The 18,205-nt window shown below is 67.8% G+C and carries 15 protein-coding genes and 1 pseudogene; 6 read left to right on the forward strand and 10 right to left on the reverse strand.

Annotated elements, in window-relative coordinates:
- Positions 1-2: 2 nt before the first annotated feature.
- Positions 3-1,601 (reverse strand): xanthine dehydrogenase small subunit, encoded by a 1,599-nt coding sequence (gene xdhA / locus GXN78_RS22055; protein WP_106555739.1) that lies wholly within the window; start codon positions 1,599-1,601, stop codon positions 3-5.
- A gap of 189 nt (positions 1,602-1,790) precedes the next feature.
- Between xdhA and GXN78_RS22060 the strand changes: the two genes are divergently transcribed.
- Complete coding sequence (locus GXN78_RS22060) at positions 1,791-2,480, forward strand: alpha/beta fold hydrolase (RefSeq protein WP_106555740.1); 690 nt, start codon at positions 1,791-1,793, stop codon at positions 2,478-2,480.
- A 9-nt stretch (positions 2,481-2,489) separates the two neighbouring features.
- Here GXN78_RS22060 and GXN78_RS22065 read toward each other — a convergent pair.
- The 5 genes and pseudogenes from GXN78_RS22065 to GXN78_RS22085 form a co-directional block, all read right to left on the reverse strand.
- Positions 2,490-3,778, reverse strand: a pseudogene (locus GXN78_RS22065) (four-carbon acid sugar kinase family protein).
- Between the two features lie 2 nt (positions 3,779-3,780).
- Positions 3,781-5,049, reverse strand: a complete 1,269-nt coding sequence (locus tag GXN78_RS22070) for a ribulose-bisphosphate carboxylase large subunit family protein (RefSeq protein ID WP_106555782.1) — start codon at positions 5,047-5,049, stop codon at positions 3,781-3,783.
- An 8-nt stretch (positions 5,050-5,057) separates the two neighbouring features.
- Positions 5,058-5,597, reverse strand: a complete 540-nt coding sequence (locus GXN78_RS22075) for a VOC family protein (RefSeq protein WP_106555741.1) — start codon at positions 5,595-5,597, stop codon at positions 5,058-5,060.
- 23 nt (positions 5,598-5,620) lie between these two features.
- Positions 5,621-7,507, reverse strand: coding sequence for a TRAP transporter large permease subunit (locus tag GXN78_RS22080; protein WP_106555742.1), 1,887 nt, complete (start codon positions 7,505-7,507; stop codon positions 5,621-5,623).
- A 2-nt stretch (positions 7,508-7,509) separates the two neighbouring features.
- Complete coding sequence (locus tag GXN78_RS22085) at positions 7,510-8,529, reverse strand: TRAP transporter substrate-binding protein (RefSeq protein WP_106555743.1); 1,020 nt, start codon at positions 8,527-8,529, stop codon at positions 7,510-7,512.
- Positions 8,530-8,644: 115 nt separating this feature from the next.
- Between GXN78_RS22085 and GXN78_RS22090 the strand changes: the two genes are divergently transcribed.
- The 3 genes from GXN78_RS22090 (at position 8,645) to GXN78_RS22100 (ending at position 10,452) form a co-directional block, all read left to right on the forward strand.
- Positions 8,645-9,700 (forward strand): LacI family DNA-binding transcriptional regulator, encoded by a 1,056-nt coding sequence (locus GXN78_RS22090; RefSeq protein ID WP_106555744.1) that lies wholly within the window; start codon positions 8,645-8,647, stop codon positions 9,698-9,700.
- A gap of 84 nt (positions 9,701-9,784) precedes the next feature.
- Positions 9,785-10,072, forward strand: a complete 288-nt coding sequence (locus GXN78_RS22095) for a DUF1778 domain-containing protein (protein WP_106555745.1) — start codon at positions 9,785-9,787, stop codon at positions 10,070-10,072.
- Complete coding sequence (locus tag GXN78_RS22100) at positions 10,069-10,452, forward strand: hypothetical protein (RefSeq protein ID WP_106555746.1); 384 nt, start codon at positions 10,069-10,071, stop codon at positions 10,450-10,452. Before GXN78_RS22095 ends, GXN78_RS22100 begins: the two co-directional genes overlap by 4 nt.
- Here GXN78_RS22100 and GXN78_RS22105 read toward each other — a convergent pair.
- The 4 genes from GXN78_RS22105 to GXN78_RS22120 are packed head-to-tail and all read right to left on the reverse strand — an operon-like array spanning position 10,410 to position 16,169.
- A complete protein-coding gene (locus tag GXN78_RS22105; RefSeq protein WP_106555747.1) occupies positions 10,410-11,357 on the reverse strand; it encodes a dihydrodipicolinate synthase family protein in 948 nt (315 codons plus the stop codon). The genes GXN78_RS22100 and GXN78_RS22105 overlap by 43 nt on opposite strands.
- A 19-nt stretch (positions 11,358-11,376) precedes the next feature.
- Positions 11,377-13,131, reverse strand: a complete 1,755-nt coding sequence (locus tag GXN78_RS22110; RefSeq protein WP_106555748.1) for an IlvD/Edd family dehydratase — start codon at positions 13,129-13,131, stop codon at positions 11,377-11,379.
- Positions 13,132-13,162: 31 nt separating this feature from the next.
- Positions 13,163-15,175, reverse strand: coding sequence for a DUF4965 domain-containing protein (locus GXN78_RS22115; protein ID WP_106555749.1), 2,013 nt, complete (start codon positions 15,173-15,175; stop codon positions 13,163-13,165).
- A gap of 1 nt (position 15,176) precedes the next feature.
- Positions 15,177-16,169, reverse strand: coding sequence for a tripartite tricarboxylate transporter substrate binding protein (locus GXN78_RS22120; protein ID WP_106555750.1), 993 nt, complete (start codon positions 16,167-16,169; stop codon positions 15,177-15,179).
- Positions 16,170-16,474: 305 nt separating this feature from the next.
- Between GXN78_RS22120 and GXN78_RS22125 the strand changes: the two genes are divergently transcribed.
- Positions 16,475-17,473, forward strand: coding sequence for a Gfo/Idh/MocA family oxidoreductase (locus GXN78_RS22125; RefSeq protein WP_164255755.1), 999 nt, complete (start codon positions 16,475-16,477; stop codon positions 17,471-17,473).
- Positions 17,473-18,183 carry a GntR family transcriptional regulator gene (locus GXN78_RS22130; RefSeq protein ID WP_106555752.1) on the forward strand — a complete coding sequence of 237 codons (711 nt, stop codon included), beginning with the start codon at positions 17,473-17,475 and terminating at the stop codon, positions 18,181-18,183. The genes GXN78_RS22125 and GXN78_RS22130 overlap by 1 nt, the downstream gene beginning before the upstream one ends.
- Positions 18,184-18,205 lie beyond the last annotated feature (22 nt).

Raw genomic sequence — 18,205 nt, forward strand, 5'->3', positions numbered from 1 at the left:
GTTCAGACTCCTTCGGCGGTGGCGAGGGTGTGGGGCATCACGCTCCAGACGCTGGTGGCCTCCACCGGCAATGGATCCTTGGCGCGCGTTTCGAGCCACAGGCGCTGCAGCAGGTTCTGCGCCACCAGCAGGCGGTAGTCGGCGCTGGCGCGCATGTCGGTCAGCGGCTTGAAGTCCTGCGCCAGCGCGAGCTTGGCGGCGTTGACGCTCGCCTGGGTCCAGGGCTTGCCGAGCAGCGCGGCCTCGGCCTGCGCCGCGCGCTTGACGATCGCCGCCATGCCGCCGTAAGCCAGGCGCACGGCCTTGACGATGTCGCCTTCGAGCTCGATGGCGAAGCCGCCGCACAGGGCCGAGATGTCGCAGTCGAAGCGCTTGCTGATCTTGTAGGCCCGCACCTGGCGTTTCATTGCCGCCAGCGGCACCGCCAAGCCCTGCACGAACTCGCCGGGCTCCAACTTGTTCTTCATGTAGTCGACGTAGAAATCGGGCAGCGGCATGCGGCGCACGCGATCGCCACGGCGCAGTTCGATCTCGGCGTCCAGTGACATCAGCACCGGCGGCGAGTCGCCGATGGGCGAGCCGTTGGCCACGTTGCCGCCCATGGTGCCGGCATTGCGGATCGGCGGCGAGGCGAAGCGCAGCCAGACGTCGGTGAGGCTGGGCGCGCGCGCCGCCAGCGCGCGGAAGGCGTTCTCGAGCGAAGCGCCGGCGCCGATGTAGAGCTCGCCGTTCCCACCCTGGCCGCGCTCCTCCACCACCTTCATCTCGGCGACGTCGCCCACGTAGACGATGTCGCCCAGGTCGCGGAACTGCTTGTTGACCCACAGGCCCACGTCGGTGGAACCCGACAGCAGCTGCGCGGCCGGCTTGGCCTCGCGCAGCGCGGCGAGCTGGGCCAGCGTCGTGGGCGCGTGGAAATGGTCCATGCGCTGGCCCAGCGGCGCGGCGTAGTCGAAGCTGGGCTCGTGCTTCAGGCTCTGCAGCGCGGCCACCACGGGCTCGGTGTCCAGCCGCACGGCTGGCAGGTCGAACATGCGCTGCCCGGCATCGAGAATGGGACGGTAGCCGGTGCAGCGGCACAGGTTGCCCGAGAGATCGTCGGCCAGCTGCTGGCGTGTGGGCTGGGTGCCCGCGTCCTGGTGATGCTCGTAGGTGGACCACAGCGACATCACGAAGCCCGGGGTGCAGAAGCCGCACTGCGAGCCGTGGCAGTCGACCAGGGCCTGCTGCACCGGATGCAGGTGTATCGCCGTCTGTTTGTCGCGCGGCGCCCGGTCGCGCTGGCGGGTGCACTGGGCCTTGAGGTCCTCGACCGTGAACAGCGCCTTGCCATGCAGCGTGGGCAGGAACTGGATGCAGGCGTTGACGGTCGAGAGGCGCAGGCCGCCCACCGCCTCCTTCTCGCCCGCCTCGGCGAGCTCGCCGATCACCACCGTGCACGCACCGCAGTCGCCTTCGTTGCAGCCTTCCTTGGTGCCGGTGCAGCGCGCGTCCTCGCGCAGCCAGTCGAGCACCGAGCGGGTCGGATGGACGCCGCTCACGTCGACGATCCGGCCGCGGTGGAAGAAGCGGATGGGTTGGGTGTGGTCGGTCATGCTCATGCTCGTGGGGCGGTCTTCGTTGCGTTCAAGAATCGTGCCTTGCGAAGGTATTCCTTTGCGAGGCGCCAGGCATACGGACGTGCCCATACGGCCTATGTGGGGCTTGCTATATAACGCCCGGGAAAACCCTTGATTCGGGCTGTTTCGGCGCTACAAGCCGCACACTGGGCCCGCCCGATGGAATCCAGCATGAGCCTCCACACGCAACAAATCAACTTCCAGGTCGGCAGCCATGGCACCGTCTCGGGACTGGTGCAGTCGCCGGCCACCCCGGTTGCCTGCTATGTCTTCGCCCACGGCGCGGGCGCGGGCATGGGGCATTCGTTCATGAGCGCGGTGTCGGCAGGGCTGGCGGAGCGCGACATCGCCACGCTGCGCTTCCAGTTCCCGTCGATGGAGCAGGGCAAGAAGCGGCCCGATCCGCCGCCCGTGGCCCATGCCGCCGTGCGCGCGGCGGTGGCGCAGGCGGTCGAACGCTTCGGGCCGCTGCCGCTCTTCGCGGGCGGCAAGTCCTTCGGTGGGCGGATGACTTCGCAGGCGCAGGCGCTCGATCCGCTGCCGGGGGTGAAGGGCCTGGTCTTCATCGGCTTTCCGCTGCATCCGGCGGGAACGCCCTCGACCGGGCGCGCCGACCACCTTGCCGATGTGCAAGTGCCGATGCTCTTCGTGCAGGGCACGCGCGACGAGCTGGCGGACCTGGCCAGCATCCGGGGCGTGGTCTCGAAGCTGGGGGCGTCGGCAGCGCTGATGGAGATCGCCGAGGCCGACCACGCCTTCCATGTGCTGCGCCGGTCCGGGCGCAGCGACGAGGAGGTGTTGACGCAGCTGCTGGATGGCATGGCGGACTGGATGCGGGCCCTGCTGCGCGCGGCGGCCTGAGCGCAGGCCTCAGGCCGCGCCGTGGACCAGGCGCTCGAACACGTCCTCGCCGCCCATCTGCCCGCCCTTGAGCATGAGCTCCATGCCGTCCAGCGCCGGCGCATCGCTGTGCAGCCGGCACAAGGCAGTTCCCGGCCCCAGCGCAGCCAGGTAGGACAGGCCCCAGGCATCCAGCGCCTGGACCGCATGGCTGGACGTGTCACCGCCTGCGACGCCGATGCGCGCGAGCGGCACCAGAGCCAGCACCTGGGCCAGCAGCGCCCCCACCCGCCCGTGCGAGCGCCCGCGCTTCCACGGCGTCGTCGGCAGCGTCCGGGCGCCGCGTGCAGGCAAGGACATGGGAGTCCCGACGAGAGCAGGTCGGCGATCCGTCGCGCGACGGCGGCGCAGCCGGCGCCATCTACCAGCTGCAGCGGCTCGAGCCACACGATCTCGTAGGAGCGCGCGGCACGCATTTGGCCCTCCGTCACCGGCGACAGGCTGCCCGCCAGCACGAGCACCGGACCGCGCGCCGGGGCCACGGCTGCCGGTGCCTGCGGACGCATGGCGAGTTGGGTAGCGACGGCCTGCACGACGCTGCTCGGCCCCACGGCCAGCAGGGACCTCTCGCAGGCGCGTGGCCAGAGCGCGGCACCGAGGGCTTCGAGCTGGCTGTCGTCCGCGAGATCGAACAGCACGGCGTCCGGGCGTTCGTCGACCAGCGCCTGAAGCGCATCGTGCGTCCCACCCGGCGTGCCGTAGGCGGTGTACGGCAGGGACCGTACCTCGGCCAGGCCCTGCAGTGCCAGATGCCGTCGCAGGTCGGACTCGTGCATGGGTGTCACCGGATGCCGGCTCATGGTCGGATGGCGGTCGATGCGGTGCACCTCGCTGCCCGCGCCCGCGGACGCGAAGAGATGGCCGAACAGGCAATAGCGGCCGAGCGCGGGCTGGCCGCCGACGATGGCGGCCCAGGGCTGCGCCACGGCGCGGCGAAGCAGGCGCGCGGCCGCCCCGATGCTGCCGACTTCCGGTGCGCTGTCGAAGGTCGAGCAGGTCTTGTAGTGCAGCACGCGTGCGCCCAGCGTCTCGAACAGTTCGCCGACGGGTCGCAGTTCGGCGCGCATCTCGTCGGGGTTCATCGCGCGCGCCGCCCCGGCGATGCCGACGCAGTCCAACAGCCCCGCCCTTGCCAGGCGTGCCGCATCGGGCTGCTTCAGGAACAGCAGGGCGCGCAGGCCTGCGCGCGTGGCGGTGGCCAGCGTATCGGTGGCGCCCGTGAAGTCGTCGGCGTAGTAGAGGATGGCCGGCGCCGCCACGCTCAGGCCCGCCCGAAGAAGGACAAGGCCCGCGCGAGCTCCGGCGCCTCGCGCGCATGCGCCTCCAGCGTCATGCCCGCACGCGCCGCAGCCCAGGCCTGGCGGATGCTGGCCACGCCGGCGGCAGGGCCGTCCGGATGCGCCAGGATGCCGCCGCCGGCCATGAAGAGCAGGTCGTCGCTGCCCACCGCGGCCCAGGTCGCGGGCACGGTGCCGGCCCACTGGCCGGAAGAGAAGGCCGGCATCACGCGGTCGTCCACGCCCTCGGCCAGCGGCGCGAGGCAGTCGCGTGCGGACGCCACGACCTCCTCGTCGGCCTGCGCGAACTTGCCTTGCAGGCCATGCACGTGCATGTGGTCCACGCCGGCCAGCCGCCACAGGGTTTGGTAGGCCTGGAAAGAAATGCCCAGCAGCGGATGGCGCGACAGCGCGCCGAAGCCGTTGCGGTGGCCGTGCAGCGCGAGCGGCGTGTGGCGACGCAGCGTCTGCACGGCCGAGAAGCCGCACCAGTTGAGGCTGGCCATCACGCAGCTGCCGCCCTCGCGCTCCACCAGGTCGGCATGGCGGCGCATGGCATCGGCCTCGTCGCTGATGTTGAAGGCGACCATGACCTGCCGGCCGGTGCGCTCGCGGTGCGCGCGCACCACCGCCATCACCGCCAGCACGCGCTGCGCCAGCGGCGCATGCGCGGGATCGGCCGAGACCTCGTCGTCCTTGATGAAGTCGACGCCGGCCTCGCAGAGCCGGCCGACCAGCGCGGCGGTGTCCTCGGCCGACAACCCGACGTTGGGCTTGATGATGGTTCCCACCAGCGCGCCGCGCGCCACCCCGGTCGCCAGGCGCGTACCCTCGATGCCGGCGCGCGGCAGCTCGAAACGGCGCCGGTAGCTCGCCGGGAGTTGCAGCGACTCGAGGCGCAGCCCGGTCACTTCGCCGAGGTCGTACAGGTTGCCTGCGACCGTCGCCGCCAGCGTCGGCAGGTTGGCGCCGATGTTGTCGACAGGGAAGGAGATCTCGATCTGCGCGCGGCGCCAGGGCCCGCCTTTCCCCTTCCGCTCGAGCGAGGCATTGGGCAGCGAGGGGGTCTGCGCGGGCGCCAGCTCGGCGATCGATTCGACGCGCGCCCGCGCCCGCTCGCGCAGCGCATCGGTCTCGCCCTCCACCCGCACGAAGGTCCCGCTCGATTGCTCGCCGGCCATCACCTCGGCCACGGCAGCGGGATCGAGCGGCGTCTCGACGAGGTAGCGCGCGCGCAGGCGGTCGGGCGGCATGGCTGCGCTCACAACCGGCTCAGGTCGGGGAAGGCGCGCACCGGGTCGCGGCCGTCCCAGCCGCGCGCGGCGTCGCGGATCAGATCGAACATCCGGCCCTTGGGCCCGGCGACCTCCGACAGCTCGATCACCGTGCCCGGGTGGTACTCGGTGTCGAAGTAGACGAAGCGTCCGCGCACGCCGACCTCGCCGCTCATCACCGGCTTGAAGCCCTGGCCCTGCAGGCGCTCCAGGTCGGCGTCGTAGTCCTCGGTCCAGTAGGCCACGTGCTGCAGGCCGGTGCGGCCGGCTTGCAGGAAGTCGCGGTACATCGAGGGTACGTCGTTGCGCGTCTGGATCAGTTCCACCTGCACGAAGCCGGAGTTGGCGAGCGCCACGGAGTTGTGCGGCGCATGGGCCTCGCCGCGGTAGCGGTAGTTCTCGATGGGCACGCGCGGGTTGTAGAACCACGGGCCCACGCCCAGCGTGCGGCTCCAGTAGTCCATGGCGGCCTCGATGTCGGGCACGACGTAGCCCAGCTGGCGGATCTCGCCGAGGAATCGACTCATTGCAGAAAGCTCCGTAGGAAATGTCAGGTCTTGAGGAAGCCGGTCGAGATCCAGGGGATCGCGACCACCAGCACAAGGCCGGCGAGGAGCGCCAGCATGTAGCCCCCGATGTGGCGCAGCCCCTCGTCCGGGTTGACCTTGCTCACCGCGCAGGCGCCGTAGTAGCCCACGCCGAAGGGCGGCGCGAACAGGCCGATGCCCATGGCGAAGATGACCACCATCGCGTAGTGCACCTCGTGCACGCCGACAGCCCGGGCGATGGGAAAGAGCAGCGGCCCGAAAAGCACGATCGCAGGGATGCCCTCCAGCACGCTGCCCAGCACGATGAAGGCGAGGACCGACACCGCGAGGAAGCCCCAAGCCCCGCCCGGGATGCCCGCCATCCATCGCGCCAGGTCCTGCGAGAAGCCGGACTGCGTGAGGCCCCAGGCCATCGCGGTGGCGCAGCCGACGATGAAGATGATGGCGCCCGACAGCGAGGCCGTCTCCACCAGCATCGGGCGCAGCCGCCCCCAGTCGAACTGCCGATACACCAGCAGCCCGACCAGCGCCGAGTAGACGATGCCGATGGTCGAGACCTCGGTCGCTGTGGCCACGCCCTCCACCACCGCGGCCCGGATCACGAAGGGCAGCAGCACCGCCGGCAGCGCGATGGCGAACAGCCGGGCGATCTGCCGCTTGGTCTGCACCTCGACGCCGCTCAGGTCCTCGTGCCGGTAGCGCCACCACACGACCGCGCACAGCGCGATGCCCAGCACCACCGCCGGCAGCAGACCGCCGGCGAAGAGCGCCGCGATGGAAATGCCCGTGACCGAGCCGATGGTGATCAGCACGATCGAGGGCGGGATGGTCTCGGTCTGCGCGCCGGTGGCCGACAGCAGCGCCACCAGGTCGCCGGGCTTGGCGCCGCGCTTCTTCATCTCGGGGAAGAGCACGGGAGCGATCGCAGCCATGTCGGCGATCTTGGAACCCGAGATGCCGGACACCAGGTACATCGCGCCGATCAGCACGTACGAGAGCCCACCCCGCACATGGCCCAGCAGGCTGGCGAGGAAGCGGATCATCGCGCGCGCCATGCCGGTCATCTCGATCAGCGCGCCGAGGAAGATGAAGAGCGGCACCGCGAGCAAGATCAGGTGCGACATGCCCTCGTCCAGCCGCCCCACCATCACCAGCATCGGCGTGCGCGTGGTGAGCGCCAGGTAGCCGAAGGTGGCGAGCGCGAAAGAGAAGGCGATGGGCACGCCGGCGAACACGGTGGCCGCCACTACCCCCACGAAGAAGATGACGAGATTGAGCTTGCCGAGCGGCGCCAGCAGCGGCCCGGCCAGCCAGAAGACGCCGGCCAGGGCGGCCACGCCCAGCGTGGCGACGGCGATCTGGCCCCAGCTGCAGCTGCGCAGCAGGCGCAGCAGCACCATCGCGATCATCAGCCCGACGCCGGTGGGGATGGCCGCCGCGCGCCAGGCGTTGCTGATCTCCAGGGCCGGCGTGACGATGAAGGCTTCCTCCTGCGCGTATTCGAGCGCCGGCCAGGCCACCAGCAGCAGGAAGGCCAGCGAGGCCGCGAGCGCCAGCGCATCGAGCAGCGCGCGGGTGGACGGCGAGACGCGCTGCACCAGCGCCGTCATGCGCATGTGCTCGCCACGCCGGAGCGCGACGGCCGCGCCCAGCATCGACAGCCAGAGGAAGAGGATGGAGGCCAGCTCGTCGGACCACACCAGCGGCGCATGGAACAGGTAGCGGGCGGTGACGCCCGCGAACAGCACGCAGATCTCGGCGGCCACCAACAGCGCCGCCGCACTCTCGATCGCCAGGCCCAGCCAGCGGTCGGCGCGCTGCGCGAAGCCGCCGAGCGCCTGCGAGGGCGGGCCCAGGGGCGCCGAGTCCAAAGCCGTCAGTCCACTCATCGTCAGGCCAGCTTGCCGACGGTGCCTTCGAGCAGGGCCCAGGCCTCGGTGCCGAAGCGGCCCTTCCACTCGCCGTAGAAGCCCGAGTCGCGCAGCTTGGCGCGGAAGCTGTCGGAGCCGGGCCGGTTGATCGCGAGCCCCTTGGACTCGAGGTCGCCGACCACCGACTCGTTGAGCTTCTTGATGTCCTCGCGCTGCTGCAGGCCGGCCTCGTTGATGGCGCGCGCGACGATGGTCTTCAGGTCTTCCGGCAGCGCCTCCCAGGCGCGGCCGTTGGCAATGAACCAGTAGCCGTCCCAGATGTGGTTGGTGAGCGAGCAGAACTTCTGCACCTCGTAGAGCTTGGCCACCTGGATGATGGGCAGCGGGTTCTCCTGCGCATCGACGATCCTCGTCTGCAGGGCCGAGTACACCTCGCTGAACTGCAGGCTGGCCGGCGCCGCGCCCAGGCCCTTGAACATGGAGATGGACAGCGGGCTCACCGGCACGCGGATCTTCAGCCCGTCCATGTCCTTCGCCGAGGCCACGGAGGCCTTGCTGCTGGTGGTCTGGCGAAAGCCGTTGTCCCACATCTTCTCGAAGGCGTAGAGCCGCGACTTCGCGATGGCGGCGCGCACGTGCGCGCCCAGCTTGCCGTCCATCGCGCCCCACACCTGCTGGTAGTCCGAGAACGCGAAGCCGACCGCGTTGATGGCCGCCACCGGCACCAGCGTTGCGATCACCAGCGCCGAGGGCGTGAAGAACTCGATGCCGCCCGAGCGCACCTGGGCCAGCATGTCGGTGTCGCCGCCGAGTTGGTTGTTGGGGAAGATCTTGATCTCGACGCGGCCCTTGCTTTCCTTCGCGATGCGGTCGGCCGCTTCTTGCGCGCGGATGTTGAGCGGATGAGTCAGCGGCAGGTTGTTGCCGTACTTGTAGGAGAACTCGGCGGCCCGCGCGATACGCGGCAGCGCACTCGCGATGCCGGCGGCAGGAAGGGCGGACAGGCTGCGCAGGACGCGGCGGCGGCTCATCGAATGCATGTGTGTCTCCGGTTTCTGTTCTGATGCGATTTGATGCATCATCGGCTTCAATTTCCTCTGAACGATAGGAGACCTACCCCTCAGCGTCAAATCGCTGGATGATGGTTTTTGATGTATGCCGCATGCTGCACCCGCCCTGCCCGACGACCGCCGCGCCCGAGTGATCGACATCGCGCGCACTGCGAAGGTCTCGACCGCGACGGTCGACCGCGTGCTCAACCGGCGCCCCGGCGTGCGCGACGCCACGGTGCAGCACGTGCTCAAGGCCGCGGCCGAGCTGGACTACCTGCCGGGCAACGATCTCTATGCCGCGCTGGCGCCGCCGCCGCTGCAACTGGTCTTCCTGCTGCCGGCCGGCACCAACCGCTTTATCCGCATGCTAGGCGACATGGTGGGCTATTCGCAGGAGCACTTCGCGCCCTTCAACGTGCGCTGCCGCACGGAGTACATCGAGAGCTTCGACCCGAAGGCGCTGGCGGATGCGCTGCTGCGCCACGGCCGGCGCTGCAACGGCATCGCGGCGATGGCGCTCGAGCATCCGGCGGTGCGCGAGGCGGTGGGCGCGCTGGCGGCACGCGGGGTGCCGGTGATTACGCTGATCTCGGACCTGGCGGATTCGAAGCGTGCCGCCTACATCGGGCTGGACAACCGCGCCGCGGGCCGCACCGCCGCTTACCTGATCGGCCGCTTCATCGGACCGCGCGCCGCCAAGGTCGCACTCATCGCCGGCAGCCTCAGCTACAGCGCGCATCAGGAGCGCGAGGCCGGCTTCCTGCACCTGATCGACGAGATGTTCGCGCGCCTGCAGGTGGTGGGCCTGCGCGAGGGGCAGGACGACGCGCAGAAGAACTACCGCCAGACCCGCGCCCTGCTCGACCAGCACCCGGAACTGGCCGGCATCTACAACATCGGCGGCGCCTCCGATGGCGTGGCGCGCGCGCTCAAGGAGGCGGGCCGCGAGCACCAGGTGGTCTTCGTCGGCCACGGCCTGACGCCCGACACCCGCTCCCTGCTGATCGACGGCAGCATGGACGCGGTGATCACCCAGAGCCCGCAGGTGACCCTGATGAACTGCGTACGCATCTTCGCCAACCTGCGCGACGGGCGCGAGACGCTGGCGGGAGTGGAGAGCACGCGCAGCCAGGTGATCTTCAGGGAGAACCTGCCGTGATGCGTGCGCGAACTCTTGCACAAGCCTTTCCCTCTCGACCTTGTACGGCAATTCACCGTACATTCATCCAAAGGAAAGTTTCCAATGTCGACCAATACCACCCGAACCGAGCGTGTCGAAGCGCGCATTTCACCGGACGTACTGGCTGTCGTCCGGCGTGCCGCAGAGATCGAGGGACGCAGTGTCAGCGACTTCCTCGTCGGGGCCGCGCAGGAAGCCGCGCGTCGCACGATCGAACAGACGCAGTTCATCCGCCTGTCGATGGAAGAGCAGCAACGCTTCGCTTCGTTGCTGCTTGCACCGCCTGCGCTCCCGCCTGCGATGGCGCGCGCGGCGAAAGCCCACAAGAAGCTGATCGCTCCATCCCGGTGAGCGCGCGCTTCCGTATCGAAGCGCTTGCGCCGGCGCATGACCGCGCAGAGTTCGCTTGCAGGTACGAGGCGCTCGACAAGTATTTGCGGGAGCAGGCGTCACAGGACGTGCGACGCCGCACGAGCGCCTGCTATGTCGCCATCGATACGCAATCAGGCGCCATCGCCGGGTACTACACGCTGGCTGCCGGCAGCGTGCCACTCACGGATCTTTCCGAGACGATGACGAAGAAGCTGCCGCGCTTTCCCCTTGTGCCCCTTCACATCACTCAGCAGCAATCCATTGACCTTCGTCCTGCCCATCGCGACCCTCGCGAGGAAGAACTGAACACGCCCAATCAGGGACTGCGTTGCCGATGGCTGGATACGGCCCTCGGATAGCCCGGCATGTCGAACGCAATCGCCTCCAGTTCTGCTTCGACCTTGCGGCCGGTCGCCTCATCCAGCTCGACCAGCGGCGGGCGCACCCGGCGCCATTGCGCATCGCCTGAAAACCTGGCGACTGCGTGCTTCATCGCAGGAATCATGTAGCCACCCTGGAACACATTGCGGACGGCATCGGCCCGGGCCTGCAATTCCGGGCCTTCATGGCTGTTCCAGCCCTCGAACAGGCGATGGATGCCCGCCGGGTTCATGTTCACCGTGGCGCTGATGCAGCCCGCTGCGCCGATCGGCATGGCCGCAGAGAGAAACGATTCGCTGGCGGGGAACACGTCGAAGCCCCCGGCCGCAAAGTTGTCGATCATGGCCTTGGTATTGCCCCAGTCGCCCGAGGAATCCTTGGCGCCCGCGATCACCGTCGGGAAGCGCTTGAGCAGCCGCTCGATCAGACTGAGCGTGATGGGTACGCAGGTGAACTGAGGGATGTGATACAGATAGATCGGCGCGCAGCCGGCGCCGACGCGCTCGATGATCTCCGCGTAGTACGCGAACACGCCATCATCGGAGACGCCCTTGAGGAAGAACGGCGGCAGGATCAACAGCCCGGCGGCACCTGTCTTGCTGGCGTGGCGAGAGAGTGCGACAGCGTCGGGCAGCGCGCAGGCGCCGGTGCCCGGCATCATCCTCGCGGGCGGAATGCCCGCCTCCACCAACGCGTCCGTCAGGGCCAGGCGCTCGGACACGGAGACCGAAGCCGCTTCGGAGTTGGTGCCGAAGATGGCCAGTCCAGCCTTGTTGTCGACCAGCCAGCGGCAGTGCGCGATGAAGCGCGCGACGTCGGGCTCGAGTCGGTGATCGAAGGGAGTCAGTACCGGCGCCAGAACGCCGCGCAGTCTTGTCGTCATGAGCTTCTTTCTTGGAGCACTACCGGGGGACCTTGCCGAGCGAGTGCGGGGCGCGCAGGAAATCGAAATCCACACCCTGATCGGCCTGCGTCACGGACTGCAGGAAGAGCTTGCGGTAGCCGCGCTCGGCGGTCGGTGCCGCCACCGGCGACTCCTTCGCGCGGCGCGCCAGTTCCTCGTCGGACACCAGCAGCGCGATCTCGCGATTGGCCACGCTCAATCGAATGCGATCGCCGTTGCGCACGTGGGCCAGCGGACCTCCGATGGCGGATTCGGGCGTCACGTGCAGCACGATGGTGCCGAAGGCGGTGCCGCTCATGCGTCCATCGGAGATGCGCACCATGTCCTTGACGCCGGCGCGTGCCAGCTTGCGCGGGATCGGCAGGTAGCCGGCCTCGGGCATGCCTGGGGCGCCCTTGGGGCCGATGTTCTTGAGCACCAGGACGTCCTCCGGCGTGACGTCGAGCGCGTCGCTGTCGATCCGCTCGGCGAGGTCCTCGACGTTCTCGAAGACCACCGCGCGGCCTTCGTGCTCCATCAGCTTCGGATCTGCCGCCGATTGCTTGATGATGGCGCCGCCGGGGGCCAGGTTGCCGCGCAGCACCGCGATGGCACCTTGCGGGTAGATCGGCCTGCTGGCCGGCCGGACCACGTCCTGCGGAAACCCCGGGCCGGCGCGTTCGATCTCTTCGCCGAGCGTGCGGCCGGTCACGGTCAGTGCGTCGAGCTTGAGCAGGGGCTTGAGTTCGCGCAGCAGTGTCGCCATGCCGCCGGCCTTGTGGAAATCCTCCATGTAGTGCTGCCCGGAGGGCTTCAGGTCCAGGAGCACCGGGGTTTCGCGCCCCATCAAGTCCAGCGCGGCGAGGTCGATCTCGAGGCCCATGCGGCCGGCAATCGCCGCGAGGTGGACGATGCCGTTGGTCGAGCCGCCGATCGCGAGCAGCACGCGCATCGCGTTCTCGAACGCCGCGGGCGTCAGCACCTTGTCGATGCTCAGGCCGTCGCGCGCCATCTGCACCGCCTGGGCGCCCGTCTGCTCCGCGATGCGGATGCGGTCGGCCGTCACGGCGGGCGGAGAGGCACCGCCCGGCATCGTCATGCCCAGCGCCTCGGCAACGCAGGCCATGGTGCTGGCGGTGCCCATCACCGAGCAGGTGCCGACGCTGGCGACCAGCTGGTTGTTCACATCGACGGTTTCTTCCGCCTCGATGTCTCCGGCGCGGAACTTGGCCCAGTAGCGCCGGCAATCGGTGCAGGCACCGACGCGCTCGCCGCGGTGGCTGCCGGTCAGCATCGACCCGGTGATGAGCTGGATCGACGGGATGCCGGCCGAAGCGGCGCCCATCAGTTGCGCCGGCACGGTCTTGTCGCAGCCGCCGATGAGCACCACGGCGTCCATCGGCTGGGCACGCAGCATCTCCTCGGTGTCCATGGACATGAGGTTGCGCAAGTACATGCTGGTCGGCGCCGCGAAGCTCTCGTGGATCGAGATCGTCGGAAAGTCCATCGGCAAGCCACCGGCCAGCATGACGCCACGCTTCACGGCTTCGATCAACTGCGGCGCGTTGCCGTGGCAGGGGTTGTAGGCGCTGCCGGTGTTGGCGATGCCGACCACCGGCCGGTCCAGCGCCGCATCGGTGAAGCCCGCACCCTTGATGAAGGCCTTGCGCAGGAACAGCGAGAAGCCCTGGTCGCCGTAGCTGGTCAGGCCCTTGCGCATGCCCGAGGTGTCCTTTGGGTCATCGGGCTCGAACGGGAATTTTGGGGTGGGCATGGGTGTGTCTCAGGGGAAAATGCGCCGACGGTCAGTCGGCACGGAACTGGGCCAGCTGGTCGGCCAACAGCTTCATGAAGAAGCCGCCCACCACCGAGCGCGCCTGATTCGCCCGCCGCCTGCCGGTGTGCGCGAAATAGATGTCCGCAAGCGGTACGCGATGGGGCGTTTCGTCGACGTAGCGATGGATCGGCGCGATGAACTCCTTGAAGGTGGCCTTGGACTGCGCCATGGTCGCGACCCAGATCGCCCATTCGGGCTTGGCCGCAGGACTGCGACTGTCGAGCGGGGTTCCATAGTCCAGGCGCTGGGTCGCATAGAAGGCCAACTCCTTGCGCATCACTTCCTTCGGAAAGAGCTCGAGTCCGAAGACGCTGTCCCAGGCAAGGTTGTATTTCTGGCTCCAGGTGCCGGGCTTGTCGAAAGCGAGCCGGTAGTGATCGCCGTCGTCGGCCATGCGCTGCCAGCGTGCGGCGAAGTCCTCGGCGATTGCACGGTATTTGTCGCGGACGTCCTTCTTGCCCAGCATGTCGGCGAGCCTGGCATAGCAGGCGATCGCGACGACCGACTTCGCCGAGAGGTTGACGCTGTGTCCCATCATGCCGGTGAAGTCATCGGTGACCAGCTGGGCCTCCGGGTCCAGGCCATGCTCGACCAGATAGTCGGTCCATCGGCTCAACTGATCCCATTGCGCTGCCGCGTATTCGGCATGGCCTTCACGCAGACACACCGCGGTCGTGAGCGTGAGCATGTTGCCGCACTCCTCCACCGGCATCTGCGCGAGCCCGGTCTGCTCCGGCAAGTGGAAATTCTTGTAGACCTGGCCATTGGCCTTCGGATACAACCCCAGGTCATGTGCGGGAAACGGGTGGGTCCATCGTTCGCTTCGGCAATAGTCGAAGATCGGGTCGAGCATCCCTTTCATCAGCTCCGGGTTCGCGTAGAGGAACAGCGGGGCCGATTTGTAATTGACGTCGACGGTGCCCATGCACGCGTTGCTGAAGTTCTCCTTGGAGAAGAAGAAGGGCCGGCCGTCGGGTGCCGCCACCAGCTTGCAGGCACTGATCGCCTGGCGGTAGGCGAGCGCAACGAGGCTGGCGTACTGGGCGCCGCCGACGCGTTCCGCCTCGGCCAGCAGATGGGCGTCATACGTGTCGCAACGCTCGTGCACCGCGCTGCGGTCCGCGTAGGCGGCATCGAGCATGGACTGCGGCGAGGCGTCTGCATGGCGCCGCCACCAGGCCCGCAGCGGCTCGCCGAAATACTCCACCGAGTACTCATCGTCATAGCCGATCAGCACGACATCTTGGCCCTCACGCTGCACGCTGCACGACAGATCCAGCTTCACCGCCAGCACCGATTCGCCCCAGTAGGTCGACTTTCTCGGCATGGGCAGCAGGTGCTCGTCGCTGAGAACGCCGCGTTCCACGAATGCTGCGCGGCAGTAGTCGATGTCGCCGACGAGTGCCTCTGCATCGCGCGGGACGGCCAGGAGCGCCGTGCCCCAGTCGATGCGCAGATCGTCGCCCGCCTTCTGCAGGATCGCTTGCTCGACGCTGCGAAAGCCGAGGACCCGCAGCGCGTCCGTCTCCGTCTGCTGCCAAGCGACCTTCTGATGGGGCACGTTCACCGCCCACTGCGAGCTCATGTCGAGATAGACATCGACGCGATGTGCAGCGCCGTCGAGGGAGCGCGTGCGCAGGTGCACATAACTGGCAGGACGCGACAACAGTTCCAGATCGTCCAGCAGGAGTGGGCTCAGGAAGACTACCTCCAGCTCCACGGGCCCGGCCTCGAACCTGTAGACGGTCTGCGTCGGCCGAACCTCGAGCGACAGCTGCCTGACGCTGTCGGCAAGCACTTCCGGCCCGCCCATGAACCGCATGGGCTTGCCGTCGACACGCACCATGCCGCACAGCGCGAGCTCCGTGCCGGTCCAGTGCCTGGGCCATTGATCGTAGAGATTGTCGGCAAAGGACCAGCAACTGGTGTAGGGGTCGATGGTGATGAGGGGAACGGCTGGCGGCCGCAGCGGCGAGTTCATTTCAGTCAGCTTTCAGATTGAGTTTCTTGACGACCACAGCCCAGCGCTCGGTCTCTGCGTCGATGAACGCGGAGAATTCCGCTGGCGTGTTTCCGACGGGCACGATGTCCGACTTGGCGAGCGCTTCGATGACGACCGGGTCCTTCATGACGGCGCGCAAGGCCGTGGACAACTTGTCGACGATGGGTTGCGGCGTGCCGGCCGGGGCGAACACACCGTGCCAGGCACTGGCCGCAAAGCCCGGCAGGTAGTCGGCAATGGGCGGCAGTTCGGGCGCGCTCTTGAGTCGCATCGGCGTCGAGACGGCCAGTGCACGCACTCTGCCGGCGTGGGCCTGGGGCAAGGCCGTCACCGAGTTGTCGAACATGAGCTGCACCTGGCCCCCGATGACGTCGACCATGGCGGGGCCGCTTCCCTTGTAGGGGACGTGGGTCATGTCGGTCGCGCTCATCATCTTGAAGAGCTCGGATGCCAGATGGATCGAGGTCCCGGCGCCCGGCGTCGCGTAGAAGACCTTGCCCTGGTTCTTCTTCAGGTAGTCGATCAACTCGGGAACCGACTTGACCGGGAGCTCGTTGTTCACGACCAGCACGTTGGGCACCAGGCTCACCTGAGAGATGGCAACGAAGTCCTTGCGGTGGTCGTACGGCATGGTCTTGTACAGGGACGGGTTGATGCCGTGCGTCGCGACGGTGCCCAGCAGCAGCGTGTAGCCGTCGGGCGGCGCGATGGCCACGCCGGCGCTGCCGGTGTTGCCGCCGGCACCGGGCTTGTTGACGACGACGAAGGGCTTGCCGAGCCGCTCGCCCAGCTTCTGCGCGACGATGCGCGCGAGCACATCCGTCGGGCCGCCGGAGGCGAAGGGAACCACGAGCGTTACGGGGCCGCTCGGATATTTCGCGATGGCCGCGGCGGCGGAACTCTCCTGTGCCGCCGCATGCGACGCGCCGAAGCTCGCCATGAGGATCAGGGCCGACGAAATCAAGGCACGCATGGGTGTCTCCTGGGGGGTTGATGGGATCACGCCATCGTGCGGGCGTTGCCTAAATTATCGATAATCAAAACCACCAGGTCAACCAGATTCGACTTTTCCATCGCAATTCTCAGGGCAGATTCGTGAAACTCCGTTCGACGTACTAGTCCATATTATCGATAATTACCATCGCATTCCGTCCGCACCGCACGCCCCGCCACACACCCGTTGGAGATATTGATGAATCAAGCCCGCCCCCGCCCGATGCCCCGCCCAAATCGCCGAGGCCACACCATGGAGCCGCGGCCATTCGGTCAGCGCTCGCCATTGCGCGTCGGTTTGCGGGCGCGGGGTGGGTCACCCAGCATCACCTCGCCGGGTGGCATCAATGTCGAGATCGCGCCAGCGTGGTTGCCATTGCGGATCCAGATCGTGGGCAGGCAGAGCTTCGAGCGAGCGAGTACGGAATCAAGAGCGTGTTCGACAGTGCCGAGCGGATGCTCGACGACATCGAGCTCGATGCACTCGACATCGCCGCACCCCGTCAATTTCATGCGCAGCTCGTGCGCTTGGCGGCGGACCGGGGCCTTGCCGTCCTCTGCCAGAAGCCGCTCGCGCCTACCTTCAACGAAGCGCAGGCGCTGGCCGACGAGGTCGCATCAAAGTGCAGGCTGATGGTCCACGAGAACTGGCGCTTCCGTCCGCACTACCGCGCCCTTTCGCAGTGGCTCGGTGAGGGCCGCATCGGCGAGGTCGTGCAGGCGCAGATGAACTTCCTGACCTCCGGCCTCATCGCCGACGCCGAAGGCCAGTTGCCGGCGCTCGTGCGCCAGCCTTTCCTCGCCGGGCTCGATCGGGCGCTTGTGATTGAGATCCTCATCCACCACATCGATGCGCTGCGCTTTCTGCTGGGTGACCTGCGGTTGATGCATGCGCGAATCGGCCATGGCAGTGCGGCCGTGCTTGGAGAAGACCGCGCCTTCGCCTGCTTCGAAACTGCCACCGGGGCGCCTGTCGCCTTGATGGCCAATCTCGCGGTGCATGGTCGCGCGCCCGCGCCGCCCGATCGACTCACCCTGATCGGCACTCGCGGCACCATCGAACTGGCCGGAGATGTTCTTCGCTGCGCCGGCGAGCAGCCGTGCGAGCTACGATTCGACATGGCGGCCGGTTATCTGCAGTCCTATGCGTCGACGATTGCGCATTTCATCGATGGCCTGCAGGACGGCAGCGACTTCGAGACGGCGCCGACCGACAACCTGCGCACATTGGGACTTGTCGAGGCCATCTACGCGTCTGGAGGCACTCGAGTGGAGGATCGTTGATGACAAACCAGGCATTGCTGGACGAGCGGGAAGCCGCACCTGCGGAACTGACCGAACCGGCCGACATGGCCAAGCTGCTGGGCGAGGACATCATCTTCGGCCGGCTGGCGCCGGGTGCGCGCCTGACCGAAGACACTCTGATCGCGCGATTCAACGTGACGCGCCATTTTGTCCGTCAGGCCTTCGTGGCACTGGAGCGCACCGGCATCGTGGTGCGGGAGAAGAACAAGGGTGTGAGCGTGCGTTCGCTGAGCTCACGCGAGGTGAGCCAGATCTATGAAGTGCGAGAGCTGCTCCAGCGCCAGGCCGCTTTGCGAATCCCCTTGCCCGCACCGGCGCCCTTGATCGTGGAACTCGAGCGCCTGCACGAGGTGTACGGGCGCCACCTGCGCGCGCGCCACTTCCGCGGGGTGCACGAAGCCAACGACGCATTTCACCTCACGATGTTCGCCGCCTGCGGCAATCCGTACCTGGTGGAATCGATCAAGCACTACATGTGGCTGAGCCTGCCGGTGCGGGCGAAGAAGACGGCCGACTACGAACATGCGCTTGCGTCCGAGCGCGACCACTTCATCATCATCCAGCTGATGAAAGGAACCGACAGCTGGGCGCTCGCGCAGCTTTGCGTCGACCATCTCCAGGGCGCGAAGAAGGACTACCTGCAAACCGTTGCCAATCTTCAGAACTCGGCGTTGGCCAGGAGCGAGTGATCATCGTCGCGCCCCAACGCTG

The sequence above is a fragment of the Variovorax sp. WS11 genome (genome assembly GCF_010499245.1).
In the GTDB taxonomy this organism is placed as follows: Bacteria; Pseudomonadota; Gammaproteobacteria; order Burkholderiales; family Burkholderiaceae_C; genus Variovorax.